22 protein-coding genes and 2 pseudogenes are annotated in these 26,400 nt (G+C 70.3%); 17 read left to right on the top strand and 7 right to left on the bottom strand.

The genetic code is table 11. From position 1 onward, the window contains the following. The first annotated feature begins 114 nt into the window (after positions 1 to 114). The 3 genes from ACFY93_RS29090 (at position 115) to ACFY93_RS29080 (ending at position 4,981) form a co-directional block, all read left to right on the top strand. Positions 115 to 2,040, top strand: a complete 1,926-nt coding sequence (locus tag ACFY93_RS29090; RefSeq protein WP_391364457.1) for a glycoside hydrolase family 15 protein — start codon at positions 115 to 117, stop codon at positions 2,038 to 2,040. Then, positions 2,033 to 3,469 (top strand): MFS transporter, encoded by a 1,437-nt coding sequence (locus tag ACFY93_RS29085; RefSeq protein WP_391364455.1) that lies wholly within the window; start codon positions 2,033 to 2,035, stop codon positions 3,467 to 3,469. Before ACFY93_RS29090 ends, ACFY93_RS29085 begins: the two co-directional genes overlap by 8 nt. 186 nt (positions 3,470 to 3,655) lie before the next feature. After that, complete coding sequence (locus ACFY93_RS29080) at positions 3,656 to 4,981, top strand: hypothetical protein (RefSeq protein ID WP_391364454.1); 1,326 nt, start codon at positions 3,656 to 3,658, stop codon at positions 4,979 to 4,981. 58 nt (positions 4,982 to 5,039) lie between these two features. On the opposite strand, the gene ACFY93_RS29075 is transcribed toward ACFY93_RS29080, so the two are convergent. The 5 genes from ACFY93_RS29075 to ACFY93_RS29055 all read right to left on the bottom strand — a co-directional run bounded on the left by ACFY93_RS29075 (position 5,040) and on the right by ACFY93_RS29055 (position 11,327). After that, entirely contained in the window at positions 5,040 to 6,350 is a 1,311-nt protein-coding gene (locus tag ACFY93_RS29075) for a diacylglycerol kinase family protein (RefSeq protein WP_391364452.1), read from the bottom strand. A gap of 215 nt (positions 6,351 to 6,565) precedes the next feature. Beyond that, positions 6,566 to 7,099, bottom strand: coding sequence for a hypothetical protein (locus ACFY93_RS29070; protein ID WP_391364592.1), 534 nt, complete (start codon positions 7,097 to 7,099; stop codon positions 6,566 to 6,568). Between the two features lie 368 nt (positions 7,100 to 7,467). Continuing rightward, positions 7,468 to 8,322 carry a class II glutamine amidotransferase gene (locus tag ACFY93_RS29065; protein ID WP_391364450.1) on the bottom strand — a complete coding sequence of 285 codons (855 nt, stop codon included), beginning with the start codon at positions 8,320 to 8,322 and terminating at the stop codon, positions 7,468 to 7,470. A gap of 366 nt (positions 8,323 to 8,688) precedes the next feature. Then, the gene (locus tag ACFY93_RS29060; protein ID WP_391364448.1) at positions 8,689 to 10,194 is read right to left on the bottom strand and encodes an AMP-binding protein; all 1,506 of its coding nucleotides are present in this window, start codon (positions 10,192 to 10,194) and stop codon (positions 8,689 to 8,691) included. A 23-nt stretch (positions 10,195 to 10,217) separates the two neighbouring features. After that, a complete protein-coding gene (locus ACFY93_RS29055; RefSeq protein WP_391364446.1) occupies positions 10,218 to 11,327 on the bottom strand; it encodes a TauD/TfdA family dioxygenase in 1,110 nt (369 codons plus the stop codon). Positions 11,328 to 11,514: 187 nt separating this feature from the next. Between ACFY93_RS29055 and ACFY93_RS29050 the strand changes: the two genes are divergently transcribed. The 12 genes and pseudogenes from ACFY93_RS29050 (at position 11,515) to ACFY93_RS28995 (ending at position 23,464) form a co-directional block, all read left to right on the top strand. Then, positions 11,515 to 12,534 carry an AraC family transcriptional regulator ligand-binding domain-containing protein gene (locus ACFY93_RS29050; RefSeq protein ID WP_391364444.1) on the top strand — a complete coding sequence of 340 codons (1,020 nt, stop codon included), beginning with the start codon at positions 11,515 to 11,517 and terminating at the stop codon, positions 12,532 to 12,534. A gap of 306 nt (positions 12,535 to 12,840) precedes the next feature. Beyond that, the gene (locus ACFY93_RS29045) at positions 12,841 to 13,899 is read left to right on the top strand and encodes a 3-keto-5-aminohexanoate cleavage protein (protein ID WP_391364442.1); all 1,059 of its coding nucleotides are present in this window, start codon (positions 12,841 to 12,843) and stop codon (positions 13,897 to 13,899) included. 70 nt (positions 13,900 to 13,969) lie between these two features. Further along, entirely contained in the window at positions 13,970 to 14,944 is a 975-nt protein-coding gene (locus ACFY93_RS29040; RefSeq protein ID WP_391364440.1) for an NADPH:quinone reductase, read from the top strand. A 38-nt stretch (positions 14,945 to 14,982) separates the two neighbouring features. Next, positions 14,983 to 15,888 carry a TauD/TfdA family dioxygenase gene (locus ACFY93_RS29035; RefSeq protein WP_391364438.1) on the top strand — a complete coding sequence of 302 codons (906 nt, stop codon included), beginning with the start codon at positions 14,983 to 14,985 and terminating at the stop codon, positions 15,886 to 15,888. A 91-nt stretch (positions 15,889 to 15,979) separates the two neighbouring features. Continuing rightward, positions 15,980 to 17,266 carry an MFS transporter gene (locus ACFY93_RS29030; RefSeq protein ID WP_391364434.1) on the top strand — a complete coding sequence of 429 codons (1,287 nt, stop codon included), beginning with the start codon at positions 15,980 to 15,982 and terminating at the stop codon, positions 17,264 to 17,266. Further along, positions 17,263 to 17,886 (top strand): alpha/beta fold hydrolase, encoded by a 624-nt coding sequence (locus ACFY93_RS29025; protein WP_391364432.1) that lies wholly within the window; start codon positions 17,263 to 17,265, stop codon positions 17,884 to 17,886. Before ACFY93_RS29030 ends, ACFY93_RS29025 begins: the two co-directional genes overlap by 4 nt. A 265-nt stretch (positions 17,887 to 18,151) precedes the next feature. Further along, positions 18,152 to 19,219: a hypothetical protein gene (locus tag ACFY93_RS29020; protein WP_391364430.1), complete on the top strand. Its 1,068-nt coding sequence runs from the start codon at positions 18,152 to 18,154 to the stop codon at positions 19,217 to 19,219. 330 nt (positions 19,220 to 19,549) lie between these two features. Next, positions 19,550 to 20,408: pseudogene (locus ACFY93_RS29015) on the top strand (DUF1152 domain-containing protein). A 58-nt stretch (positions 20,409 to 20,466) separates the two neighbouring features. Beyond that, positions 20,467 to 21,084: pseudogene (locus ACFY93_RS29010) on the top strand (aldehyde dehydrogenase family protein); the annotation flags it as partial. Positions 21,085 to 21,127: 43 nt separating this feature from the next. Beyond that, positions 21,128 to 21,646: an aldehyde dehydrogenase family protein gene (locus tag ACFY93_RS29005; RefSeq protein ID WP_391364428.1), complete on the top strand. Its 519-nt coding sequence runs from the start codon at positions 21,128 to 21,130 to the stop codon at positions 21,644 to 21,646. Then, the gene (locus tag ACFY93_RS29000) at positions 21,633 to 22,172 is read left to right on the top strand and encodes a helix-turn-helix domain-containing protein (protein ID WP_391364427.1); all 540 of its coding nucleotides are present in this window, start codon (positions 21,633 to 21,635) and stop codon (positions 22,170 to 22,172) included. Before ACFY93_RS29005 ends, ACFY93_RS29000 begins: the two co-directional genes overlap by 14 nt. Positions 22,173 to 22,189: 17 nt before the next feature. Beyond that, complete coding sequence (locus tag ACFY93_RS28995; protein WP_391364590.1) at positions 22,190 to 23,464, top strand: MFS transporter; 1,275 nt, start codon at positions 22,190 to 22,192, stop codon at positions 23,462 to 23,464. 96 nt (positions 23,465 to 23,560) lie between these two features. Here ACFY93_RS28995 and ACFY93_RS28990 read toward each other — a convergent pair whose 3' ends face one another. Both ACFY93_RS28990 and ACFY93_RS28985 read right to left on the bottom strand, forming a co-directional pair. Then, positions 23,561 to 24,025: a hypothetical protein gene (locus tag ACFY93_RS28990; protein ID WP_391364425.1), complete on the bottom strand. Its 465-nt coding sequence runs from the start codon at positions 24,023 to 24,025 to the stop codon at positions 23,561 to 23,563. 74 nt (positions 24,026 to 24,099) lie between these two features. After that, positions 24,100 to 24,447 carry a hypothetical protein gene (locus ACFY93_RS28985; protein ID WP_391364423.1) on the bottom strand — a complete coding sequence of 116 codons (348 nt, stop codon included), beginning with the start codon at positions 24,445 to 24,447 and terminating at the stop codon, positions 24,100 to 24,102. A gap of 392 nt (positions 24,448 to 24,839) precedes the next feature. Here ACFY93_RS28985 and ACFY93_RS28980 point away from each other — a divergent pair, with 392 nt between their 5' ends. Continuing rightward, entirely contained in the window at positions 24,840 to 25,235 is a 396-nt protein-coding gene (locus ACFY93_RS28980; RefSeq protein ID WP_391364421.1) for a hypothetical protein, read from the top strand. Positions 25,236 to 25,590: 355 nt separating this feature from the next. Continuing rightward, the gene (gene coaD / locus ACFY93_RS28975; RefSeq protein WP_391364419.1) at positions 25,591 to 26,079 is read left to right on the top strand and encodes a pantetheine-phosphate adenylyltransferase; all 489 of its coding nucleotides are present in this window, start codon (positions 25,591 to 25,593) and stop codon (positions 26,077 to 26,079) included. Positions 26,080 to 26,400: the final 321 nt, after the last annotated feature.

The following is a 26,400-nucleotide window of genomic DNA, read 5'->3' as shown; positions in this document are numbered from 1 at the left end:
ACCCGCGCCGGGTGAGGCGCGGGTGGCGGCGCCGGTGAACGCTTGACTGGACAGGCCTTCGACGCATGCTCGCCCGAGCCGTGGGGGACGCGTCGAACCGAGCAGGGAGGCCTCGTGGACAGGTACCCGCCCATCGCGGAGCACGGCATGGTCGGCGATCTCCAGACCGCCGCCCTGGTGTCGTCCGGCGGAACCATCGACTGGTGGTGCACGCCCCGCTTCGACTCGCCCAGTGTCTTCGCCTCGCTGCTGGACAGCGAACGAGGGGGGCACTGCGGACTCGCCGCGGAGTCCCCGGACGGTGACGGCATGACCGTACGGCAGCTCTATCTGTCCGACACGGCCATCCTCGTCACCCGGTTCATGGCGCCCGGCGGAGTCGGTGAGGTGGCGGACTTCATGGCGCCCGTCGATTCCCCGGCCCCGACGGGCACGCACCGCCTGGTGAGGGTCGCACGGGTCGTCCGGGGCAGCCTGCCCTTCGCCTTCACCTGCCGGCCACGCTTCGAGTACGGTCGCGCCCCGCACCAGCTCTCGCAGGCTGACGACCACTCCGCGCTCTTCCGCGGCCCGGGGACGGACCTGCATCTGCAGTCCACCGCCGGTGTCGCCCTGCTCGCGGACGGCGACGACATCAACGCCCGCTTCACCCTGTCCGCCGGCGAGGCGGCCGCAGTGGTACTGACCAGCACGACAGGCGGCGACCCCGCCCCACCCAGTCCGTCCTTCGAAGAAGTCGCCGACACGCTCGAGACATGCCGCGCCTTCTGGCTGGAGTGGCTGCGGTCGTGCAGCTACCAGGGCCGTTGGCAGGACATCGTGAACCGCTCGGCGATCACGCTCAAGCTGCTCACGTACCGGCCCTCGGGGGCTCCCATCGCCGCGGCCACAATGGGACTGCCGGAGCAGATCGGTGGTGAGCGCAACTGGGACTACCGCTACACATGGGTTCGCGACGCGTCGTTGTCCGTCAGGGCGCTGCTCGACCTGGGCTTCCAGGACGAGGCCAACGCCTTCCGTCGCTGGCTGCGTGGACGCATCGAGGACAAGCCCGTGGCCTCGGCGGATCCTCTGCAGATCATGTACCGGGTCGACGGCGATCCGCACCTGACCGAAGAGGTTCTGGACCATCTGGAGGGCTACCTGGGATCCCGCCCGGTCCGCGCGGGCAACGCGGCGGCCGACCAGCTTCAGCTCGACATCTACGGTGAGGCGTCGGACGCGCTCATCGTGGGCGGTGACTTCGGCGCGATCCGTGGCTGGAAGGCGCTGAGTGACGTCCTCGACTGGCTCGTCGACCACTGGGATCAGCCCGACGAGGGGATCTGGGAGACCCGGGGCGGCCGGCAGGACTTCACCTACAGCAGGCTGATGGCGTGGGTGGCGTTCGACCGCGGTGTCCGCGCGGCCACCGAGTTCTCCCGCCCGGCCGACGTCGCACGCTGGACCGCCGCGCGGGACACGGTGTTCCGCCAGATCGTCGAGCGTGGCTGGGACGACAGGCGGCGGGCGTTCGTTCAGCACTACGACACCGACGTCCTGGACGCGTCACTGCTGCTCATGCCCAGGGTCGGCTTCGTGTCGCCGCGCGATCCGGACTGGCTGACCACCCTGGACGCCATGGACGAGGAACTGGTCAGTGACAGCCTCGTCTACCGCTACGACCCGAAGGCGTCCCCCGACGGCCTGCGCGGCTCCGAGGGCACCTTCAACCTGTGCAGCTTCTTCTACGTCGAGGCACTCGCCCGAAGCGGCAGGCTCAACGAGGCCCGCCACGCCTTCGACAAGATGCTCACCTACGCCAACCACGTCGGCCTCTTCGCCGAAGAGATCGGCCCCTCGGGGGAGCAACTCGGCAACTTCCCGCAGGCGTTCACGCACCTCGCCCTGGTCACCGCGGCGATGGCGCTCGACGAGGAGCTGGACAAGGCACGGACGGGGCCGCGGCGCGGACGATACGGGTACCACCGCGGGCACCCGGCAACCCATGGCCTCACCGTGCCCCACAAGGCGGGACACGAGGGCGACCCCCGTGGCTGACCCGGCGGCGGCCGTGCCCGCCCGGCCGGCGCCGACCGGGCACGGCCGCGTGCTCGCCGCCCTCGCCCTGGCGCAGTTCGTCTGCAGCTTCGCCGGCTCCAACATGAGTGTGATGATCAACGACATCAGCCAGGACCTGGACACCACTGTCCAAGGCGTCCAGGTGACCATCACCGTCTTTCTGCTCGTGATGGCGGCGCTGATGATCCCCGGCGGCAAACTCACCGACCGCTACGGCCGCAAACGCTGTTTCCTGACCGGCCTCGTCGTCTACGCGACCGGCGCACTGCTCAGCGCCGCCGCGCCGGGACTCGGCGTCCTGATCCTCGGCAACTCGATCCTCGAAGGCATCGGCACCGCGCTGCTCATCCCGCCCGTCTACATCCTCACCACCCTCTTCTACCCGGACGTCACCACGCGCGCCCGCGCGTTCGGAGTCGTGATGGCACTGGGCGGTGTCGGAGCCGCCGCCGGGCCCTTGATCGGCGGACTCATCACCACCGCCGTCAGCTGGCGCGCGGCCTTCGTCTTCCAAGCGCTGGTGATCGCGGTGATCGTCCTGCTCAGCCGGCGCATCGACGACCCCCTTCCCCCCGATCCGACCCGCTCCTTCGACATCACCGGAGCGGTCCTGTCCGCCGTCGGCCTCGTCCTCGTCGTCATGGGCATCCTCGCCGCGGACGACAACGTCTGGCTGACGATCGCCCTGCTGGCCCTCGGCATACTCGTGCTCTGGTGGTTCCTCCGCTCCGCCCGCGCCAAGGAAGCATCCGGCCGGGAGCCACTGCTGTCCCTGCGCCTCTTCCGCAACCGCACATCCAATCTCGGGCTCGTCACGCAGAACGTCCAGTGGCTGCTGCTCATGGGAACGTCGTTCACGGTGGCCACCTATCTGCAGGTCGTCCGCGGCTACGACGCCGTCGAGACCGGGGTCGTCTTCACCGCGGCCACCCTGGGCCTGCTGGCCTCGTCCCTGTCCGCCGAGCGCTTGGCCCGACGACATCCCCAGCGCACGCTGGTCATGACCGGCTTCGCCGTCTCCGTCGCCGGAGTCGTCGTCCTGATCACCCTGGCCGGGAGCCTCTCCACCGCCTGGGCCTTCGTGCCCGGCCTCCTGCTCATCGGACTCGGCCTGGGCGTGATGCTGACCCCCTCCGTCAACGTCGTCCAGTCGAGCTTCCCCGAGGACCGGCAGGGAGAGATATCGGGTCTCTCCCGCAGCGTGTCCAACCTCGGCTCGTCCTTCGGCACGGCCATCGCCGGCACCATCCTCGTCGCCGGTCTCACCAAGGGTGCCTACGCCGCCGCCATGATCACCCTGGCGGTCATCGGCCTCGGCGGCCTGGTCGCGGCGGCACTCCTGCCCCGAGAGGCGGGACCCCGGAACACGGAAGCCTCTCGGGCCGCGCCTCCGACGACCCGCCCCTGAACCCGGGCGGCGCGGGCACCAGCAGGACCTCCGATGCGGCGTGCGCCGACGTCATGGGCCCGCGCAGGCGGAGTCACCGCTCCGGGGTGACCGCCTATGCCCCGTACAGCCCACCTGGCAGGCCGTCTCGCGGTTGAGCGGCGGAAATGGAGGCAGGCCCGATCCCGCAGAAGTTCTGGAGCACCCATGAGCAGCTCGCACGAGCCGTCCGAGCCCGCTGACGTCCCCGAGGGCGGCGGGGGTGGCACGGTGAAGGCCGGGCCGAGGCGCGGTTCGGCGGCCACCCGGACCATGCGCAAGACCGCCTCGGCGGTGCTCCTCGTGCTCACCTGCGTCCTCGTGCCGGTCGCGCTTCTCACGGTGTGGGTGCACGACATCGTGCTGGACACCGACCGTTTCGTGGAGACGGTCTCACCCCTGGCCTCGGAACCGGCGATCGAGAACGCGGCGGTCAAGCGCATCACCCATGCCGCGGACGTGCGGGTGGACGGCAGCCGGGCCGCCTCGGACATCGCCGCGTGGCTCCAGGCGGAAGGACTGCCGCCCCGTGCCGCGCAGGCCGTGAAGGGACTGGGCCCACAGCTCGATGCCGCGGTCAACGGCACGGTCGAGAAGGTGGCCACCCGCTTCGTACGGGGCGACCGCTTCGAGCGGCTCTGGACGAACGCCAGCCGGACCGCCCACCACACCGTCGTGCACGCGCTCACCGGTGAGGGACGTGGCGCCGTCGGCGTGGACGGAGGGACGGTCACCCTCGACATCGGGCAAGCCGTCGAACAGGTCAAACAGGCACTCGTGGACGCCGGGCTCTCCCCGGCCGGCAACATCCCCGAAGTCGACAAGCAGATGGTCCTCCTCCAGTCGGACCAGTTGGAGAAGATCCGCAAGAGCGTGCACTCATTGGACGTGATCGGGAACTGGCTCCCCGTGCTCGTCGTGGTGATCGGCGCGGCCGGCGTGCTGCTGGCACACCGGCGTCGCCGCGCCCTGATCCGTACGGCTCTCGGCGCGGCGTTCGCCTGCCTGGTCGTGGCCGTCGTCCTGGTCGTCGCCCGCCGCTACTACCTGGATCACCTCCCGTCCCAGGTTCAGTCGCGGGCCGCCGCGGCAGCCGTCTTCGACATCCTTGTGGCCTTCCTGAGGCTCAGCCTGCGCACGGCGATCGTGCTCGGTGTGGTCATCGCGCTCGGCGCCTACCTGATCGGCCCCGGACGGCTGCCGCGCGCGATCCGAGGCACGTCCGAGCGTGCCGCGGGCTCCGCTGCCCGGTGGGCCTACGCCCACCAGGTCCGCACCGGCCGGGTGGGAACCTGGACCCAGACGCACCGCCGGTGGATCGCCTTGGCCGCCCTGCTGATCGTGGCCGTGCTCTTCGCGCTCTGGAACCATCCGACGGCCCTGACCGTCCTGCTGCTGGTCGTCATCCTGCTCGCCGTACTCGCGCTGCTTGCCCTCCTCGCCGCCACCGGCCGCGCCACCACTGATGCGGAGCGGCCGCAGAGCGGGGCGTGAAAGGCTCCCCCGTGCGATGAGGAAGGCGCGTCGCACATCGCACAGCCGGCCGGCATGGTCAGTGCCGAGAGAGCGCCAGCCGTAGCACGCGCGGCCAGTCGGCCGCCGCCCCGCCCGCCCGCGGAGTGCCGGGGCGATGGCGCGGCACGCGGACCCGGAGTGCCCCGGGCGCGCTGCGGCATACGACGGGTGATGGCAGAACGACGTGTTCTCCGTCGATGCCGACCGGGACGGAGCCCGTGGCGCTCTCGACCACGACTTCCTCGGCGTTCAGCCGTATGAGCTGCCCGGAGTGCGGTCCGCGCACGATGCGCGCCGCCTGAGCGGTGTTGTCCACCCGCACGCACACCACACCGAGGAGGCCCGAGTCCAGCCGTTCTCTGCGCCCCGGACGCGCCGCGTCGACGGCGCGCCCGTAGGGATTGTTGCTGACGAGCAGTGCCTGGAGCCCGTCGATGTGCGTCCCGTCGGCGCGCGTCCGGAGTCTGGGCGAGTCCGCGCCGGTGAGGAGGCCGGGGAGGGTGCGCAGGGTCGTGCGGGTCTTGGCTCCCCTGTACGCGGGGTCGGTGACGACGGACGCGTACGTGCCGAACGAGGCGTTGTTGACGAAGATCCGGTCCGCGGCGTAACCGAGGTCGATGCGGAGTTCGACGCCGTGGGTCAGGGCGTCCAGGGCGGCAGCCGGATCCTCGCGGTCCAGGCCGAGATCCAGGGCGAAGTGGTTGCGGGTACCGGCGGGGATCACCATGAAGGGCAGACCGTGGCGCGCCGCGACCTCGGCCACCAACGCCTGGGTACCGTCGCCGCCTGCCACCCCCAGAAGATCGGCTCCCTCGGTGACGGCCTGCCGGGCCATTTCGGCAATGTCCTGGCCCCCCTCCAGCAGCGCCACCCGGCAGCCCGCCGTCCGGGCTTTCATTGCCAGGTCGAAGCGGCCCACCTTGCCGCCACCGGAGTGTGGATTCATGAGGATCCACGGGGCGCGGGGTGGTTCTGTGACAGCGGGTTCGGACTGCTCGGAGGTGGTGTGCCGGGGACTCAGGGCCGTACGTGCCGTGGCGACGGCCAGCAGCCACAGGCCCAGGGACAGCAAGGCCGGTCCCAGCATGCCGAACGCGGCGTAGAGGGCGAGGACAGCGACCGGCGCGGCCACCGACAGGACCGCCCCGAGCACGCGCAGGAGGCCGGTGTGCGCCAGGGTCCACCACACCCCGACGGCCGCCAGCGCCAGCCCGGCGACACCGGCCGGCACCCACAGCACGCTCCGCAGACCGGCGGCCACGAGCGCCACCACGATGCTTGCCAGCAGGGCGAGCACGGCCAAGCGAGCTCGTCCGGCACTGCCCGTACGTACTGTCGGGCTCACCATTCCGGGTCCTCTCGTGCTCCCGCCGGCCGCACCGGTACGGGGGACGCTCCTCTGCGGATCGGCGCGCCATGCCGCCTGCGGCTCGCTCAATCGGCCGCCCCCGTGTGCGCCGTCTCTTCAGCGTGGGGCACGGCCGGGGCCGGGTGCCTCACCCGGCGCGGGTGAGCCCGCGACAGGGGCGTTGGCCGGTGACGGAGGTCATCGGCCAACGCGTCTCAGTGCGTCAGGAAGATCTTGAAGGAGATGATCAGCAGACCGAGCAGCAGATTGACCGCTGCGGTGGTGGCCATGAGCCGCGGCGTGGCACCGGCACGGCGGGCCGCGGCCACGGACCAGCCCACCTGCCCGGCCACGGCGACGGAGAGAGCCAGCCAGAGCGCGCCGCGCACGTCCAGACCCAAAAGGGGGCTGACGGCCACCGCGGCGGCCGGCGGGACGGCGGCTTTGACGATCGGCCACTCGTCACGGCACACGTGGACCACGACCCGGCGGTCCAGGGCCTTCTGCGCCAGGCGCGCCCCGAAGAGGTGGGCGTGCACGTGCGCGATCCAGAACACCACGCCGGTGAGCAACAGCAGCAGCACCAGCTCGGTGCGCGGGAACGAGCCCAGCGACCCGGCGCCGATCACCACGGAGGCCGCCAGCATGGAACCGTAGACACCGCCCGTGTAGTCCGCGCCGGCCCGGCGCTCGGCACGCCGCTCCGCGCGGTCCGTGGCAGGGGTTCCCGTTCCCGTTGCCGTCCTGATTCTTGGCACCGATGACTCCCTCCGGACTCGGCTCGACGGGGCAGTGGGCCGACGCACGTGTCGCCGATCCCCCATTGCATCCGAGACCCACGCCCCGTGCCTCACCCGTCACGGGGGAGGGAACGGGTCAAGTCCGCCCCGAGGAGGTGTTCGCCGTGCGGTTCGTCGCTCGCGTGCGCCGTTCCGGGCCGGCCGGTCACATGGATCGTGGTCACAGGAAGACGAGAACGAAAAGGCAGAGAATCGACTGTCGAACTTTATCAGGATAATTCGTACCGAATGCGGTCCATTCCGCCCCCGGGGGAATCCGAAGACTGCGTGTTCCCACAAGAAAACCCCCACCCAGCCGGGAGCGGTACGGGTGCCGATCAACTCGACGCCGACGCATGCGGCTCAGAGGGCAGGAAAGCGTGCAGCGCGTCCTCGCCGCCGGGCTGGATGATGCCGTAGCTGCTCTCCGGCACCACGTTCCAGGCGCCGGGAAGGGCGCCCAGCGGTTCGGACACGACGAGTCGGGTCTCGTCGGAGATGTCCCGCAGAAACGCGGCGTCCGGGTGGAGCGCGCGCAGGGTGTCCACCCTCGTGCTGAAGTACAACGACCGGGAGCGGCCCTCGCTGGAGTAGCGGAAGACCCACGCACGTTCGCCGTCGGCCACCGCGAGAGTCATCTGCAGTGGCAAGGGGACGTCGTGCGCGCGCCCCGTCGCCTCGATCAGACCCGCCATCCGGGCCACGGCACCGGGCACATCCTCCGGCAGACCGAATGTGAGGGCCAGGAAGAACATGAGCTCGGAATCGGTGGAACCTTCCATCTCGGGATACAGGGCCGGATCGACGGCCAGGGCGAGGTCACGCCGGATTCGGTGGAATTCGCTGATGACCCCGTTGTGCATCCACATCCAGCGCCCTCTGCGGAAGGGGTGGCAGTTGGTCTGCTGCACGGCCGTCCCGGTGGAGGCCCTGATGTGCGCGAAGAACAGACCCGAGCGGACGTGGTCGGCGACCTCCAGGAGATTCCGGTTGCTCCACGCCGGACCGACGTCCCGCAGAACCGCGGGAGTGTCCGCGTCCGGCGTGTACCAGCCGATACCGAAGCCGTCGCCGTTCGTCGTCTCCACTCCCATGCGCGCGTGCAGACTCTGGTCGATCAAGGAGTGTTCCGGCTGGAACAGGACCTGGCTGAGAAGGACGGGTGTACCCGAGTAGGCGATCCAGCGGCACATCCTGCGTCCCCGTCCCTTTGTTTCGGCGATAGCGAACGCCGCACTGCCGGCCGGCCGGGGTGACGGCGCGGCAGCGGGAACACGGAGTCCGGTCCCGGACGCGAAGCGACGACGGCTCCGTCGGGGCAGTGCGCGGGCTCCCGCCGTACCGGGGCGGGTCCGGCGATCCAGGAGCATCACCATGCGGGCACTCACCCAGTATCGCTCGCACGGTTCCCCTGGGCACGCTGGGCCGTGAACCGGTGCGGCGTCGAGACCGGCGCGCGGTGCCCGGCGGCGTGGCGCCGAGCCATGAAAGCCACCTCCGCTGCCGACCGAGAAGGGCCCCAGAACCGCTGGGTTTTCTCCGTCGCCGGTGAGGGAGGGTCACTGGCGGACCGGCGACGCCGGGACGGTGATCTCCCGCTTGAGGATCTTGCCGGTGGGTCCCTTGGGGAGCTCGGAGGCGAGAGTGACGCTGCGCGGATACTTGTAGGCGGCGACGCGTTCCTTGACGTAGTCGCGGATCTCCTCCGGTGTCGCCTCCTCGCCGGCGCCCAGCACGACGACCGCGGCGACTTCCTCGCCGTGCAGTGCGTCCGGGACTCCGACGACAGCGGCCTCGGCGATCGAGGGGTGGCTGTAGAGAACCTCCTCGATCTCCCGTGGGTACACGTTGTAGCCGCCCCGGATGATGAGATCCTTCTTCCGGTCGACGATGAAGTAGAAGCCGTCCTCGTCGACACGTGCCAGGTCGCCCGTGTGGAACCAGCCGTCGCGGAGGGCGTCGGTGCTCGCCCCAGGGTTGCCGAAGTAGCCCTTCATCACATTCTCACCGCGGACGGCGATCTCGCCGACGGCACCGGGCTCCGCTCCGTTTCCGTCGTCCGCGACGAGTTTCATCTCGACGCCCCTTACGGGTGTGCCGATCGACCCGGCCTTGCGCGGGCGGTCCGGGTGGTTGAAGGCGGTCACCGGTGAGGTCTCCGACAGGCCGTAGCCTTCCAGCACGGTCGCCGCGAAGGCCCGCTCGAAGCCGTGCAGCACCTCGACCGGCAGGGCGGCGCCGCCCGAGACCGCGAGTCGCAGCCGGGGCACGGCAGGCCCGCCGGACCGGCCGGCCTGCAGAAGCGCGGAGTACATCGTGGGCACACCGAGGAAGACGGTCACCCCGTCCCGGCGCATGACCTCCAGAGCTCGCCCCGCATCGAACCGGGGCAGCAGCGTCAGCGTCGCACCGGCCGCCACGGACGCGTTCATGGCGCAGGTCTGCCCGAAGGCGTGGAACAGCGGCAGACCGCCGAAGAGGACGTCCCGCGGACTGAGCCGCAGCAAGGTCTCCGCGGTGGTGGCCGTGTTGGTCAGCAGGTTGCGGTGGGTCAGTTCGGCTCCCTTGGGTGTGCCGGTGGTGCCCGAGGTGTAGAGGATCAGGGCGGTGTCGTCGTCGGCCCGTTCGACGACGCCGGCCAGGGGCTGGGCGGCGAGCAGCAGCGTGTCGAAGGCGTGTGCGTCCGTGACCAGGAACGCCGTTCCGGTCTCGGCGGCCGCCTTCGCGGCCTCCTCCGCGTACAGCGGGTGGGCCAGTGTCAGCAGGGCCCCCGAATCGCGCAGCACGAAGGCCGCTTCACGGGCCTTGAGCAGCGGATTCATCGGCACGACCACGCCACCGGCCCGCAGGATGCCGTAGTACACGATCGGGAAGAGGGGCACATTGGGCATGGTCATCGCGACCACGACGCCCGGCCGGACACCCCGGTCGTGCAGAAGGCCGGCGAGCCGCGCGCTCGCCTCGTCGAGCTGCTCGTACGTCAGGGCGATGTCGTCGTGCCGCACCGCGATGCGCGCGTCGTGCGCGGCCGCGGAGTCGACCAGGAGTGCGGCGAGATTGGTCATGACCGTGGTGTCCTCGATTCGTCTCAGTGAGTGCGCGGCGACGGGCGGCCGCAGCCTCGGCGTGCCGCGCGCGGGCTCCGGCGGTTGATGACGTCGCGCGGGGTGACTCCGGTACGCGTCGTCGGGCGGAAGCGTGGTCCGGCTGCCTGGCCGGCCGGGTCGGTGTCCCCGTGGCGGGCCAGCCACAGGCGCAGCAGATGGCGTTTTCGCTCCGCGGTGTCGAAGTCCTCGTACGCCGAGCGGGCGTGCAGCACCACATGATTGTCGAGCAGCAGCAGATCACCGGGCTGGAGATCCAGTTCGAGGTGGACGGCGGGCGAGGCGGCCGTCGCCTCGATGAGGTCGTACAGCTCCTTGTCGGCGGCCCGGGCGCCGTCCGGGCCACCACCGGGGGCAGCGCGTGCACCGCTGTCCGGACGAGCGCGGTCGTACCGCATGCTGGGTCGGTCGCCGTGCCGGGTGACGAGGGGGGAGACAGGACAGGACCCGTCCCCGGGCGCCTGCTCGTCCGGGCGGCCGAAGCGGTGGGCGTGGTACAGGCGCGCGGCAAGGTCCGGACGCGCCTGTAGTACGGCGTTGTGTACGGCAGAGGCGCCGGCGAGCAGCGTACGGCCGCCGGAGCGGGCCGGCCGCAGGCACAGCAGACCGAGCAGATCCGACTCGGTGGTATGGAACGGCACCGTGCCCGAGGTCAGGTACGCGGGCGGTGCCGGGTCGTCCCGCGCCGGGTCGGTGTCCCGGATGTGGCAGAGGGTGCGGCCGTCGGCGGACTGCGGGACAGGTCTGCCGAGGTACTGGCCGATGCCGCGCAGCACCGCGCTCGCCGCGGCCTCTCCGAGCAGATCCTGCGGGACGCCCTTGATCAGAAGGAAGCCCCGTCCCTCGGACAGTGTCCGCGCGGCGCGATCCAGCTCGGCGGCGAGCAGGGGCAGCGGGAAGTCGGCAACGGTCATCCGCAGCAGGGTGGCGGCGCGAGCGCGAGCGGTGCGCAGCGCGCTGCGCAGTTCGTCACGATGCTCCGCGGTCAGGCTCAGAACCCAGTCGTCACGGCCCGCCAGGTCGGGTCCGTACCACAGGGCCGTGCCCGTGAACGGTTCGGCCGGCACCGTCGGCGGGTGGGGGGTTTCGGCCATGATCGCCTCCGCGAGATCGGGTGAGCCGGGCAGTTCCCTACGGCGGTGCGACGGACGGGCGGCGCCGTCGTCGCACCACCGCACAGGCCGTGTTGAACGGGGATGCTACGAAGTACTCGCCCGGCATGCTTGACGTACGGAGACGCGAAACTTAACTTCTGGGGACCCCCGCCCCTGGAGCGTCCCCATGAAGCCCCTTGCCCGGACCGCCGCGCTGAACGGCTTCGTCGAGCTGAGCCGATCCCTCGGTCTCGACCCCCGCGCCCTGATGAAGAGCGTCGGCCTGGACACCGCGGACCTGGCCGTTCAGGACCGGTGGATCTCCGGTACGGCGGTGGTCAGACTGCTGGAGCTGTCGGCCGCCGCGTCCGGGCGGGAGGACTTCGGTCTGCTGCTGACCGAGCGGCGGCGCTTCTCCAACCTCGGCCCCATCAGCCTGCTCGTCCGTGAAGAGCCAGACGTGCGCAGCGCTCTCGCCCTGCTGATCCGCCACCAGCACACCTACAACGAGGTCCTGCACGCACGGCTGTCGGAAGCCAACGGAGTGGCGACGCTCAAGGTGGACATCCGGCTCGGCGAACCGCATCCGGCCCGCCAGGGCACGGAACTCGCCGTCGGAGCGTTCCACCGCGTCCTGAGCGGCTTCCTCGGCCCGCACTGGCGCCCCTCGGCGGTCTGCTTCGCCCACCCGGCGCCGCGGGACACGTCGGGCCACCGCCGTCTGTTCGGGCCCCCGGTGGAGTTCGACCGCGGCTTCAACGGCATCGTCTTCTACGCCGAGGACCTGGACGCCGCCAACGCCATGGCCGACGCCCAGTTGCGCAGTTACACCCGGCAGTACTTCGAGCCCATCGCGGCGCCCAGGGAGGCGTCCGAGGTGGACCGGGTGCGTGACCTCATCGAGGCGCTGCTGCCGACAGGCCGCTGCTCCATCGAGCAGATCGCCCGCAGCCTCGGCGTCGACCGGCGCACCGTTCACCGCCATCTGGCCCGCTCCGGCGAGACGTTCTCCTCGGTGCTCCATTCGACCCGTACGGCGCTCGCGGAGCGGTTCGTCGCCAACCCCAACCGTTCCCTGACCGAGGTGTCCACGCTGCTGGGGTTCTCGTCGCTGAGCGCGTTCTCCCGCTGGTTCCACGAGCACTTCGGCGCCGGTCCGCGGGAGTGGCGCAAGAACCGGGGTGAAGCCGGGAGCGCCCGGCGGTAAGCCGAGCCCGCGGGAAGCGCGCCGGCCGTGGCGCGGATGGGCCCGGCCGTGTGTCCCGGATGGACAAGTCGCCTGTCACCACAGGCAAAGCGGCCGCATGCCGCCCGGCCTACCTTGGCACCACCGCACAGGCGGTCGGCCTCCGGAGGGAGCGCTCTGCAGCTCCCCTGAGGGCACTCCCTCCGGACCACGGCCCGCGACCGGGCCGACCGCGGTCATCGGCCCCGGCCACAGCTGTCGCAGGCCGGTCGTCGCGTCCGCCGCCTGCTCCGCGACGCGATCATCCCTACGCCAAGGAGAAGCCCCGTGCATTTCCACGACGACTCACTTTTTCCGGAGAACCAGGAGAAGCTGGTGATCCAGGCCGCGCCGTACGGCCCCGAGTGGCTCCCCGGGGACGCGGACGACCTGCCGCTGACCATGGACGAGCACGTACAGGCCGCCGTCGACTGCCACAACGCCGGCGCGACGGTCCTCCACATCCACGTGCGTGAGCTCGACGGCAAGGGCTCCAAGCGCATGTCCATGTTCAACGAACTGTTCGGGCGGCTGCGCGAGGCCGTTCCCGACATGGTGCTCCAGATCGGCGGGTCGATCTCCTTCGCCCCCGAGGGCGAGGGCGGCGATGCCAAGTGGCTCGCCTACGACACCCGCCACCTGCTCGCCGAGCTCACCCCGGCGCCGGACCAGGTGACGATCGCGATCAACACCAGCCAGATGAACATCGTCGAGATCATGAACGACGACGACCTCCAGGGCACCTCGATCGCGAAGCCGGACTACTACCGGGCCTACCGCGACATGGTCGTCGAGGCCGGGCCGGACTTCTACCTCGAGCACCTCAAGCGCCTGCACGCGAACGGCATCCAGCCGCACTTCCAGCTCGCCCACCTGGCACAGCTGGAGACCGTGGAGCGGCTGATCCGCGCGGGCATCCACACCGGGCCGCTGATCCTGAACTACGTGGCCATCGGCGGCGGTTTCGCCGGCCGGCACCCCGCCGACCTGATCGAGTTCATCCGCCGCGTACCGGACGGCGCCGTCCTGACCGTCGAGAGCTCCATGCGCGCCGTGGCTCCGATGAACGCTGTCGCCATCGCGCTCGGTCAGCACGTGCGCGTCGGCAACGAGGACAACCTCTGGCGCGCCAAGGGGGAGCGGATGTCCTCCGTGGCCCAGGTCGAGCAGATGGTGAAGATCTCCGAGGCGCTCGGCCGGGACATCGCCACGGGCGCCGACGCCAAGCGGATCTACCAGCTCGGCGAGTACTACGCGGACACCGACGAGACCCTCGCCCGGCTCGGCATGGTGCCCAACCGCCGTCCCGGACAGCGCGGCTTCATGCTGCGCGACGTCACGGCCTGACCCGCACCCGGCGTGCGGGGCAGCCCGGCACGCAGGCAAACCCACCCGCGCCAGCCCTTCGGAGCCCTCTGTGACACACGCCGTCCGCTTTCACGAAACCGGTGGTCCCGACGTCCTGAAGTGGGAGGAGGCCGTCGTCGGCGACCCCGGCCCGGGCGAGGTGCGCATCCGGCACGAGGCCGTCGGACTCAATTTCGCCGACACCTACTTCCGTAGCGGGCTCTACCCGGTCCGGCTGCCCGACGGCATCGGAGTCGAGGCCGCCGGCGTCGTGGAGGCGGTGGGCGAGAACGTCACCGACGTCACCGAAGGCGACCGGGTGACGTACACCGGAAGTCCGCTCGGTGCCTACAGCACGGAACGGGTCATGCCCGCCTCGCACCTGATCAAGCTGCCCCCCGAGATCAGCTGCGAGACGGCGGCCGCGATGACCATGCGCGGCCTGACCGCGGCCTACCTGCTGCGCAGGATCCATCCGCTCAAGCCCGGCGACACCGTGCTGCTGCACGCCGCGGCGGGCGGAGTGGGCCTGATCGTGAGCCAGTGGGCCGCACTGCTCGGCATCCGTGTGATCGGGACGGCGTCCAGCGAGGAGAAGGCCGACATCGCCCGAGCACACGGATGCGAGCACGTCATCCGCTACCGGCACGAGGACGTGCCCGACCGGGTCCGTGAACTGACCGGCGGCGCGGGCGTCCCGGTCGTGTTCGACAGCGTGGGCAAGGACACCTTCGCGGGCTCTCTGTCCTCGCTGCGGCGCCGCGGTCTCCTCGTGTGCTTCGGCACGGCCTCCGGCCCCGTGCCGCCGATCGACGCGATGCAACTCGCCCTGCACGGATCCGTGTTCGTCACCCGGCCCGCCCTGGCCGACTACATCGCCGACCCCGGCGAACGCGCAGCGCTCGCCGGCGAGCTGTTCGAGCACGTCGCCGCCGCGCGCATCAAGATCGAAATCAACCAGCGCTACGCCCTTCAGGACGCGGAGCAGGCGCACCGCGATCTGGAAGCCGGCCGGACCACCGGGTCCTCCGTCTTCGTCCTGTGAGAGGGCGCACCTCGTTCCACCCCAAGGAGTGGGCACCCATGCCAGACATCCCCTCGTCCGCGCGGCAGACGCCGGCACTCGTGCACCGAACCACCGTCAGGACGGAGCCGTTGACCTGTACCATCGGCGCCGAACTCAGCGGCGTGAGCCTGGCCGACGCGGCCCGTGACGACGACCTCTTCGCCGAGATCAAGAGCCTGCTGCTGAAGCACAAGGTCCTCTTCCTGCGGGACCAGGACATCACGCGCGGCGACCACGTCGCGTTCGCCTCCCGCTTCGGCGCACTGGAGGACCACCCCGTAGCCGGCAGCGATCCGGACCACCCCGGGCTGGTCCGGATCTACAAGGACCTGGACAGCCCGCCGGAGCACTACGAGAACGCACTGCACACGGACGGCACCTGGCGGGCGAACCCGTCGATGGGCGCCGTACTGCGTTGCGTGGAATCACCCCCGGTCGGCGGCGACACGATCTGGGTGAACATGGCCGAGGCCTACCGTCGGCTCCCCGACCACATCAGGGCCAGGATCGACGGGCTGCGCGCCCGGCACAGCATCGAGGCCACCTTCGGCGCCGTCATGCCCGAAGAACAGCGTCACGCGCTCAAGGAACGGTTCCCGGACGCCGAACACCCCGTCGTGCGCACCCACCCCGAGACGGGCGAGAAGCTCCTCTTCGTCAACGCCTTCGCGACGCACTTCGTCAACTACCACACGCCCGAGAACGTGCGGTTCGGCCAGGACTACGCCCCCGGTGCGAGCCACCTGCTGACCTATCTGATCAGCCAGGCCGCGATCCCCGAGTACCAGGTGCGCTGGCGTTGGACTCCCGGCAGCGTGGCCATCTGGGACAACCGCTCCACCCAGCACTACGCCGTCCAGGACTACTGGCCCGCCGTCCGCAAGATGGAGCGCGCCGGAATCGTGGGCGACAGACCGTTCTGACCTTCCCCATCGAGCAGTCGAGGTGATGACAATGAAGTTTCACACCACTGCGCAGTCCACGACCCCGGCATCGTCCGCGACGGAATGGCCCGTGTCCAAAGGCTATGCCTGGACGGTCTTCGCACTCGGCTTCGGCCTCCTGCTGTCCGACTACATGTCACGGCAGGTTCTCAACGCCGTCTTCCCGCTGCTGAAGACCGAATGGCTGCTGTCCGACGGCGCCCTGGGCTCACTCAGCGGCGTCGTCGCCCTGGCGGTGGGCGTGCTCACGTTCCCCATGTCCCTCATGGCCGACCGGTGGGGGAGGGTCCGGAGTCTGCTCCTCGCCGCCACGATGTGGAGCCTGGCCACCCTGGGGTGCGCCGTATCGGCGAGTTACCACGAGATGTTCGTCGGCCGCCTCTTCGTCGGCATCGGCGAGGCGGCATACGGCAGTGTCGGCATCGCCGTGGTCCTCAGCATCTTCCCGGTCACCCTGCGGGCCACCCTCTCCGGCGCCTTCATCGCCGGCGGCGCCTTCGGCTCGGTGCTGGGCGTGACCGTCGGCGGCGCCGTTGCACAGGCGGCCGGCTGGCGCTGGGCGTTCGCGACGATGGGGATCTTCGGCCTGGTACTCGCCGCCGTGTACGCGGTCGTGGTCAAGGAGAGCAGACTGGCGCCCCGCGGCCGGCCCTCCGACGGCGAGGACGGCGGTGCGACGCCTGGCCGACTGCGTGCTCACCTGCCCCGCCTGTTCTCGTCCGTATCGGCCATCAGCGCCTATGTCGGCAGCGGACTGCAACTGTTCATCGCCGGCGCCCTGCTGTCCTGGCTGCCCAGCTTCTTCAACCGCTACTACCACATGGCCCCGGCCGAGGCGGGCGGAGCCGCCGGCGCCTTCGCCCTGGTCATCGGCCTGGGGATGATCTTCGGGGGCGTGGCCTCCGACCGCATCAGCTCCAGCGCCCCCATCCGCAAGTGGGCCGTCGCGGCCGGTTGCAGCCTCGGCGCCCTCCTCCTGCTGACCCTCACCTTCCAACTCCCCACCGGCACAGCCCAATTGACGGCCCTGGCTGCCGGTTGCCTGCTTTCCGCCGGTTCCGCCGGACCTGCGGCGGCCATGGTGGCGAACCTGACCCCCGCCTCCATCGCGGCGACGGCGTTCGCCACCCTTACCCTGGCCAACAGCCTGCTAGGGCTGGCCCCCGGCCCCGCCGTCACGGGCATGCTCGCGGACCGCTTCGGCCTGCTGGGCGCCCTGCGCATCGTGCCCCTCGTCGCCGTCGCGGCCACGACCGCCTTCCTGATCGGCAGGCACTGGTACGAACGCGACCTCCTCCGTCTGACCGACCTCACCGTCAAGGCGGAGCCCAAGCGACCCTCGGAGGTCCCCTCATGAGCGCCACCGCGAAACCGGCCGTGGTCTTCGTCCCCGGTCTGCGTGACCATGTCGCGGACCACTGGCAGACCATGCTGGCCGAACGTCTGGCCAGAGCCGGACGAGTCGTCCGCACCGTCCCGCCGCCGGCCGGGAACCGCCTCAGCCTGGACGCCCGGGTCGCCGCTCTGCACGCGACCTTGACGCTCCTGGACCGGCCGGTCCTGCTGATCGCCCACAGCGCCGGAGCCATCACCACGGTGCACTGGGCCGCCCGCCACGGCGCCGATGTACACGGCGCACTGCTCGCCACGCCGGTGGACCTCGAATCACCGCTGCCCGACGGCTATCCCACCCCCGCCGAACTGGCGGAGCACGGCTGGACCCCCGTGCCCCGCGTGCCGCTGCCCTTCCCCAGCGTCCTCGCCGCCAGCTCCGACGACCCGTTGGGCGCCCCCGAACGCGTCGCCGGACTGGCCCGGAGCTGGGGCAGCCGGCTCGTACGACTCGGAGCAGTCGGCCACCTCAACCCGGCGTCGGGATACGGCGAGTGGCCTCAGGCCCAAGAACTGGTCGGCATGCTGGAGTCCGGCTTCGACAGCCCGCCGCTCGGGGCCGTGCCCACGGGAGGGCATCCATGAGTCCGGACACCGGAACATCCTGGAGCCGTCACGCATGACCTGCCGGACTGGTCCGCGGCATTCCGCACACGGACGAGCTCGAGCGGGAACGTGTGACGTCAAGACGTGATGACCGGGGCGCGGCATCGATTCTCCACAGCCGCCTGGTGGGGTGGCACACCAGAGGCCGGGGCCGCAGGCGTCGGCCTCTGCCGGCTGACGGATCGATCCCCAGGCCGGTTGAGGGAGCCGGGACTTGTCAGTGGCCGGTGGCAGGATCACCGGCATGGTCTTCGTACGTACTACTCCGCCGCGGCCTGTGGACGTGACCGCGGTCTTTCCTGAACTGGCTTCGCTGGCGCGTCCCGCGATCCGGCTGCACCCCCGTCCCGGGTCGCCTTCGGTCAGGGACAGCTCGGTCGGGGGACCGTTGCTGTGGCCGGCGACGGAGCCGTGGCCGCACTGCGAAGGCGTGCACCTGGACAGTGGGTTCCGCAAGTCGCCGGCGGAAGTGCGGCTCGAGAGGCGCGTAAGGGCCCGGCTGCACCGCAATCCCCAAGGCCCCGCGTTCACGTCCGAAGAAGCGGCGATCAGGGACCGTAACGCCGCGACGCTCGCGGAGCGGTTCGACGCCGCCCCTCCGTGGCCCGCGGAGTGCCCGGTCCCCATGATGCCCGTGGCCCAGCTGTACCTGCGCGACATACCCCTGTTGCGGCCGCCCGGCCAGGCCGATCTGCTCCAGGTGCTCTGGTGCCCCTACGATCACGATCCGGATTACAAGCCGTCGACCGCGCTGTTCTGGCGGTCCGCCTCCGCGGTCGTCGACATTCTCGCCGCACCGCCCGAACCCTACGAGGCGGACTACCCGGGCTATGTGCCGGAGCCGTGTCTGCTGGCACCGGAGGCAATCACCGAATACCCCAACAGCCTAGACCTGAGCCGGGAGTTGAGACAGGTGCTGGGGGACTGGAGCAGATGGCAGGCCGCCGGCACCGGCGTGAACAACTCCTACGCGGATTATCCACAGGAGTTCTATGACAATGAGCTGGCTGACGCTCCCGGCTGGAAGGTCGGCGGCTGGCCCCCGTGGGGCCGCACCGACCCTTACCGCCGGTACTGCACCGCCTGCGACGCTCAGATGGTCCCGCTGCTGACCATCGCCTCCTTCGAGTGGGACGGTGGCACGCGCGGCTGGGCACCACACGAAGATCAGGCCGCCGCGTTCGCCGCCGGTCATGTCGCCGGACAGAACCCCGCGCAGCCGACGGGGGTGGAAGTCGGCAGCGCTGACAACTTGCAGCTCTACGTCTGCCCGGCCTCTCCGGAGCATCCGCACACCGACCTGGTCCAATGAGCAACCGAGCCCGGCACACACCCTCCCGCGGAGCTGAGCCCCAACAGTGACATCACCGCGGGAACAGTGACATCTCGTCCGAGCGCGGTGTTTTGACAGGGCGTTGCCCGGTCACAGGCGCTTGCGGTGGGGCAGTTGACGGGCTGTGCTGCCCTCCCGGGGCGGCGCAGCCTGGTCGTCAAGCCGGAGAACTCGTCTCACCTGTGGGCCGGGCCCCGGACAATGATGGTCATGACCTCCCTCTGCTCCAACCCGCTCTTCACCCGGCTCGCCGACGCCGAACGGATCCTTGTCGCGGGTGCGGGCGGCGGCTTCGACATCTAGTCCGGGCTGCCGTTGGCTCTCTCCCTGCTGCATGAGGGCAAGCAGGTGTATCTCGCGAACCTGTCGTTCAGCGCACTCGACGGTCTCCCGATCGATGACTGGATCGCCCCCGACCTGGCCGCGGTCACTCCCGGCTCCGCGTTGCACCAGAGTTACTTCCCGGAGCGGACTCTCGCTCAGTGGCTGAGCCGGAACGGCTACCCGTCCACCGTGTACGCCTTTCCCCAGACCGGGGTACGCCCGCTGCGCGCCGCCTACCGAGCATGACCGAGTCGCACCGGATCGATGCCGTGGTGCTGGTCGACGGGGGCACGGACATCCTGATGCGCGGTGACGAAGCCGGGCTCGGCACACCGAGGAAGACCTGGCCAGCGTGGCGGCGCTGGCCGCGCTGGACGGCATCCCGATCCGACTCGTCGTGTCGGTCGGCTTCGGCGTGGACGCCTACCACGGCGTCAACCACGCGCAGGTACTGGAGAACATCGCCGCGCTGGAGCGCGAGGGCGCCTACATAGGCGCGTTCTCGCTACCGCGCGCCACCCGTGAGGGCGCTCTCTACCTCGACGCGGTGGCGCACGCGCAGCGCCACACCCCGGAGCACCCGAGCATCGTGAACGGGTCGATCGCGGCGGCCGTGCGCGGCTTGTTCGGTGATGTCCGGTTCACCGACCGGACCCGGGGCAGCGAGTTGTTCGTGAATCCGCTGATGTCCCTGTACTTCGCCTTCGACCTCCCGGGCCTGGCGGCCCGCTGTCTCTACCTGGACCGGATCGAGGACACCCACCTCATGCGCCAAGTCCATTCAAGGATCGCCGAGTTCCGCGAATCCATAGCGACACGCCCGCCCCGCCGCTTTCCGCACTAGCCCCGGCTCGAACGGCCTGAACATCGCCCGCCCGCCCGATCGCGACGTGCGTCGCATCATGGACGCCATCCTCCGCGTCGTCCTTCACCGTCAAGCCGGACGGCGGGCGGGCCCCGCGGCATCTCCTGCTCGCGGCCGACCGGAACCGGCAGGTGGTGAGTGCGGACTCGGGGTCCGTACGACATGGGCCTGCGCGGGGGCGGCCCGTAGGAATGTCGAGTACCGGCCGTCGTCGGCCGGGCCCGCGAGGCCGCTCGCGCCCGGTCCCGCTGCGGCGCCGGCGCCCGGGCGGCAGCGCCGCACCACGCCGCGCAGCGCGTGGCGGACGCCGCCACGGAACTGGCGGCGCTGGTCTGCCGCGAGGTCGGCAAGCCGCTCACCGAGGCCCGCGGCGAGGGTCGCCCGGACCGTCGCCATCCTGCGCTACTACGCCCAGCAGCCCTACGACGGCGTCGGCGCCTTCCACGAACCGGCCGCCGGCGGGGGACTGCTGTTCACCCGTCGCAGCCCGCACGGAGCGGCCGGTCTCATCACCCCGTGGAACTTCCCCCTCCCCATGCCCGTCTGGAAGGCGGCGCCGGCACTCGCGACCGGCAACGGGGTCGTGCTCAAACCGGCACCCCCCGCGACCGTCTGGGCGCTGCGGCTGGCCGAACTGCTCGGCGGCGCCCTCCCCGACGGCCTGTTCGCGGTGGTGCCGGGCGGCGCCGAAGAGGGCCGTGCGGCTGTCGCAGCTGAACGTGGGCGACCCCACGGACCCGGCCACGGTGTGCGGACCGCTGATCAGCGCCGAAGCCCGCGACCGCACGCTCGAGGCCGTCGGCGGTGCCCGAGTCCTGAGCGGCGAAGCCGTTCCGGAGGGACTCGGCGGCTTCTATGTCCTGCCGACGCCGGTCGACCGCGTCCCCGACGGGCACACCCTGGCGACCGAGGAGGTGTTCGGCCCCGTCGCGGCCCTCTTCAGCGCCCCCGACGTGGACACGGCGATCGCCCGGGCCAACTCCGTGCGCTACGGGCTGGTGGCATCCGTGCACACCGCGGACCTCGACGCCGCCCTGCAGTGCGCCGACCGGCTTGACACCGGCCTGGTGAAGATCAACCCCCCACCACCGGGGTCGACTTCGGGGCCCTTGAGCCCGGGATCTCGCGCGCCGGACAGCAGATTCCAGAGGACCGCGCGAAAAGCCCTTGCCCAATGGTCAAGAATCGTTGACCATTGCTCACATGCCTGCCGATGATCTTCCCGAGACGTTCCACGTCACCACGGACGAGCAGTTGCGCGCCGTCTCCAGCCTCACGCGCCACCGGATCATGGCCGTGCTCCGCTTCGAGCCGGCGACGATCACGCAGATCGCGGAGCGGGTGGGCCTCGCGAAGGGGAGTTCCAGCTATCACGTACGGCTGCTGGAGCGGGCCGGCTTGGTGAAGGTGGTACGGACGCGGAAGGTACGGGGCGTCACCGAGCGGTACTACGCGATGGCCGCGCGGACGATCGCGCTGCCCGATCCGGGCGAGGGAGGGCCGGACGTGCTGATGCGGCACGCGGTGGCGGACCTGGAGGCGTCACCGGTGGAGGGCGAGCGGCACGTACGGATGGCGCATCTGCGGCTCACCGACGAGCAGTTCGCGCAGCTGGGGGCACGTCTGCAGGCGCTAGCGGACGAGTACCGGGAACTGTCCGATCCCTCGCTGCCGGACGCGTCACTCGTCTTCGCACTGTTCCACCCAGCACGCGGCGAGCAGTCCGAAGGAGGCGCCAAGTGACCGCGGCCCTCGCAGAGTTGCCGACCGGGTTCGGACGACTGTGGACCGCGCAGACGGTGTCCTCGCTCGGCGACGGGGTGTCGCACGCCGCGCTGCCGCTGATCGCCTTGACCTTGACCCGGGATCCGATGGCGCTCGCCGTCGTCACGGCCGCCGGGACCCTGCCGTGGCTGCTCTTCGGGGTGCTCGGGGGCGCGCTGGTGGACCGCTGGGACCGTCGGCGCACGATGTGGGTCATGGACGCGGCGCGGGCGGTGCTGCTCGCGATACCGGCGGCAGCGGCAGCGCTCGACGCGCTGAGCATTCCGCTGCTCGCGGCCGTCGCCTTCGTGCTCGGCATCGGCGGACTCTTCTTCGACACAGCCGCAACGGCCTATCTGCCGGACCTGCTCGGCCGCGACCCCGCACTCCTGGAGCGAGCCAACTCCCGCTTGCGCGGAGCCCAGACCGCCATGTCCGGCTTCGCGGGGCCGCCCGCGGGCAGTGCGCTGCTCGCGCTCGGTCGGGCGGTTCCACTGCTCGCCGACGCGGTGTCGTTCATGCTCTCCGCGGTACTCGTACGGTCGCTTCCCGCCATGCCCCGGCCCGTGCCGGAGATCCGCGAGTCGCTGCTGCGGCAGGCACGGGCCGGAGCCTCGTACGTCTTCCGGGACCGGTTGCTGCTCGGGCTCGCGCTCCGCCCGGCGGTGGGGAACATCGCCTTCCTCGCTGTGGAGACCGTCCTCGCCCTCTTCGCACACGACCGCCTCGGCATCGACACCTACGGCTTCGGTCTGCTCCTCACGGCGGAGGCCACCGGCGGCCTGGTCGGCGCAGGCATCGCCTCCTCCCTCGGCCGCCGACTCGGCACCGGCACCGCACTGACCTGCACGGCCGCAGTCGAAGGGCTTGCCATCCTGGGCCTTGCCGCTGCCCCGAACCCGTACGTGGCCGGGCTGGCGCTCTCCGTCTGCGGGGCCGGCATGGGTGCCACGATGGTGCTCGGGCCCTCCCTGCGGCAGGCGATCGTGCCGGCCCACCTCATGGGCCGGGTCGCCTCCACCTCCCGCATGCTCGCCATGTGCGCGGCCCCCGTCGGGGCCTTCCTCGGCGGCTGGCTGGCCACCACCTACGACATCCGCACCCCGCTCTACGCCGCTGCCGCTCTCCTCCTGGCGATGACGGCCGTCACGGCATCCATGACCGGCAACCGCCGGGTCGAAGCGGCACTGCGAGCCGCCGCCCCGACCGGCGGCCCGGATCACCAGGCATCCAGGAATCCCGCCCGTGAGAGCGCACCCGACGTGTCGTGACGCCTGCCGCGAAAAGCGTCACAACACGTCGGGCGCCGTCCCCGATCGATTTTGCCGAGGTTCTCCTGCCTTGTGCTTGCTTCGAGCCGGCGCGGGTCAGAACGAGTGGGCCGCGGTGCCCTTGTCGCCGCGGGGACCCTTGCGGATCGTGTACTCGGGAACCGGCTTGGTGTACACGCCGTACGGGTCGTCTTGGTCCTGGCCGGTGACTGGGCGGACGGTGAAGCTGTCGATGTGGATCTTGTGGGGCGCGGTCCCGTTCATCTCGGCGAGACGGGAACGTATGTGCGGCAGGGCCTCCGTGTAGGCCTCGGCAAGAGTCCCGTACAAGGCGTAGGTGCCCTGGTCCCTGTAGTAGGGGATGCGGGCGTGGTCGCGTCCGTCCACGCGGTAGGTCGCGGTCCAGGTGCAGCCGACGGGGTCGGGGCCGAGGGGGTGGTGCCCGGAGCCGTCACAACCTCCGTGAGAGCCGACCTCGTGGTGTGAGACCTTGCCGTCTTCCCTCAGGAGGCGTTCCTGGTGGCAGCCGCGGCATACGCCTGTCGGCTTCTCGGTGGTCATGGGCTCCCCTCTCTGGTCTGACGGGTGTTGAGAAAGCGGAAGGTCTGGTCCGAACCCGAGGGTTCTGTGTGAACTCAAGGTGTGGCGTCCCATCCATTGAGCAGTTCATCACGCTGAACCCTTTCCCAGAAGTGGGCAGCGGCTGTGACGATGTCTGGAAAGTCGCGCTGAGGCATGACTGCGACGTGGGGCGCGCGCGTCCCCGTCGGCGGTTCGGCGGGCTCGCCGATCACGATCGCGTTCGTGCCGTGGAAATACCCGTGGACGAGATATTGGTCGAGGGACTCGGTGGCCCCCAACAGCGATGGATCGTTGAGTGCGGCGTCGGAGCGCAACGCGGACAGCGTCGTGGCCGGGTCGGAGTCGGGCCGGGCCAGACGCGGATCCTCAAAGCTGGCCATGCTCTGCAGCGTCTGCATCATCGAGCCGAGTCTGCAGGGCTCAGTATCCCCTTTCACCGACGGGCCCGTCCGGGGGCGTACCGCCTTCCCCGCCCTGGACGCGCACACGGCGATCAAGGGCGCCTCTTTCAGGTACAAGCCCTGACTCACGCGTATGCGGCCTCTGGCACAAAGCGATCTTGCATAAGGCGGGGCCGAAGTGACTTGCCGCCACCCTCGCCAGACAGGCCTCGTCTCTGTGTCCCGACGCGTATTACGCATCGCCTGTGCGGCTGTGACGCGGGCAAGGGTCGTCGTGGGCTTCGATGGTGCTGGGGCAGAGGTGAGGGTGGGATGATCGTGCCCTGTCCGGTACGCCTGGCGACGCCCCGTGTACTGGTTCGCTGGTGACCGACGAGGAAGACGACTGATCGATGACGCTGAGCGTGGGCCAACGGGTGCGGCTGGCGGCGGACCTGCGGTTGGCCGGGTCGGTGGTCCCAGCCGACGAGTCCTCACAGGGGACGGGTGCCTTCGCCGCCTCTCTGGTATTGGCAGCGGGCATCGAGGGCACCGTCGAGTGTGTGGACGAGCACCATCGGCAGCAGAGCCACGAGGTCCGTGAGTACCTGCGCCTCAAATCGCTCCTCGACGACTTCGGCCACCAGATGCCTCCGGCGAGCAGAAAGCAAGTGGAGGAGCAGGTGGGGGCTTTGGAAGAGCAGTGGGTGGCCCATCAGCAGCGGATGCTCCGCGTCACGGTCCGAGTCCGGCTCGACAACGGATTCATCCTCGACGACGCCCCTCAAGAGGCTTTCGCCCCCGTCTGACCAAACGTCGGGGGCGCTCGCCTGCCGCGTGCCGACCTGGCGGCCAGACAGGGCAGACGTCCGGGTGGGGATGGGGCGGGCCGCGGCTGTACCTGGCAGCTCGCAGCGCGCCTCTGCGAAGAGTTCGAGGCGCTGGAGGCCGTACCGCAGGCGGACGGCGACCGTGGGAGCATGTACGGTTGACGACCAATACGTCCACCGCTCCGAGTGCGTGTGGCCTACGTGGCCGTGTCCCAGGCGTGACGTCGCGGGTGTCGCGTCTCGCTAGACGTTCACCCTGTCACGCTTGATCTTGATGGTTTCGCTGTCCTGGCACTTCACTACCGGGGCCATCCGCTTGTTACTCTTTCCGCTCATGCGAGCCCTCTTCCCAGGATCCTTCGACCCGGTCACTCAAGGGCACCAGAACATTCTCCGCCGCGCCGCCCTCCTGTTCGACGAGGTCGTTGTCTGCGTGATGTTCAACGCGAACAAGACGGGCCGCTTCCCCATCACTGAACGGCTGGACCGGCTCCGCGCGGCAGCAACCGGCCTGAGCAACGTCACGGTCGACTCCCACACAGGCGGCCTGCTGGTCGACTACTGCCGTCGAGGCGGGATCGATGTCGTCATCCGCGGAGTCCGGGACGTTCACGACGTGGACTACGAGATGCCGATGGCCCGCATGAACAACGAACTGGCAGGAGTCGAAACGTTCTTCATGCCGGCAGACCCTGCCCTGAGCCACATCTCCTCGACCCTCATCACCACGATGAGGCAACAGGACCGTATCCCGAATGACGATGTGAGCGAGCTTCTCCCAGCAGGTGAGAGCGGCGGCGAGGGTGGCACAGGCGGGGAATAGGGCCCCGGGGCTTCGGCTTGAGATGATGTGCCGGCGTCGGCTGCGTCACTGAGACGAGTCAATCCCTCGCGTTCACCGCGCTCACACGCCGCTTCGGACTGACCCTCGTTGCGAAGACCTTGCGCGCGAAGACATGCGATTCGGGACCCTGGACGAGCGGCATCTCAGGAGGAACCCGAGCCTCTGACTGAACCGCCCCGTGTCGAATGGAGACTCGATTTCATGAAAGGATCGAGTCATGGCACGACCGTCCCGTTACCCGCTTGAGCTGCGCCGTCGCGCGGTGCGCATGGTCGCCGAAGTGCGCGACGACTACCCGAA

The organism is Streptomyces sp. NPDC008313 (assembly GCF_042956125.1).
Lineage (GTDB): Bacteria > Actinomycetota > Actinomycetes > Streptomycetales > Streptomycetaceae > Streptomyces.
Note: the sequence above shows the minus strand (reverse complement) of the source record. Positions and strands in the feature narration are given on the sequence as shown.

What these genes read in the sequence shown, in the direction of transcription:
- ACFY93_RS29035 (WP_391364438.1), top strand. Translation starts at nt 14,983, where the DNA reads ATGCCAGACATCCCCTCGTCCGCGCGGCAGACGCCGGCACTCGTGCAC.
- ACFY93_RS29050 (WP_391364444.1), top strand. Translation starts at nt 11,515, where the DNA reads ATGAAGCCCCTTGCCCGGACCGCCGCGCTGAACGGCTTCGTCGAGCTG.
- ACFY93_RS29000 (WP_391364427.1), top strand. Translation starts at nt 21,633, where the DNA reads ATGCCTGCCGATGATCTTCCCGAGACGTTCCACGTCACCACGGACGAG.
- ACFY93_RS28985 (WP_391364423.1), bottom strand. Translation starts at nt 24,447, where the DNA reads ATGATGCAGACGCTGCAGAGCATGGCCAGCTTTGAGGATCCGCGTCTG.
- ACFY93_RS28980 (WP_391364421.1), top strand. Translation starts at nt 24,840, where the DNA reads ATGACGCTGAGCGTGGGCCAACGGGTGCGGCTGGCGGCGGACCTGCGG.
- ACFY93_RS29075 (WP_391364452.1), bottom strand. Translation starts at nt 6,350, where the DNA reads ATGGTGAGCCCGACAGTACGTACGGGCAGTGCCGGACGAGCTCGCTTG.
- ACFY93_RS29065 (WP_391364450.1), bottom strand. Translation starts at nt 8,322, where the DNA reads ATGTGCCGCTGGATCGCCTACTCGGGTACACCCGTCCTTCTCAGCCAG.
- ACFY93_RS29055 (WP_391364446.1), bottom strand. Translation starts at nt 11,327, where the DNA reads ATGGCCGAAACCCCCCACCCGCCGACGGTGCCGGCCGAACCGTTCACG.
- ACFY93_RS29020 (WP_391364430.1), top strand. Translation starts at nt 18,152, where the DNA reads ATGGTCTTCGTACGTACTACTCCGCCGCGGCCTGTGGACGTGACCGCG.
- ACFY93_RS28990 (WP_391364425.1), bottom strand. Translation starts at nt 24,025, where the DNA reads ATGACCACCGAGAAGCCGACAGGCGTATGCCGCGGCTGCCACCAGGAA.
- ACFY93_RS29060 (WP_391364448.1), bottom strand. Translation starts at nt 10,194, where the DNA reads ATGACCAATCTCGCCGCACTCCTGGTCGACTCCGCGGCCGCGCACGAC.
- ACFY93_RS29025 (WP_391364432.1), top strand. Translation starts at nt 17,263, where the DNA reads ATGAGCGCCACCGCGAAACCGGCCGTGGTCTTCGTCCCCGGTCTGCGT.
- coaD (WP_391364419.1), top strand. Translation starts at nt 25,591, where the DNA reads ATGCGAGCCCTCTTCCCAGGATCCTTCGACCCGGTCACTCAAGGGCAC.
- ACFY93_RS29080 (WP_391364454.1), top strand. Translation starts at nt 3,656, where the DNA reads ATGAGCAGCTCGCACGAGCCGTCCGAGCCCGCTGACGTCCCCGAGGGC.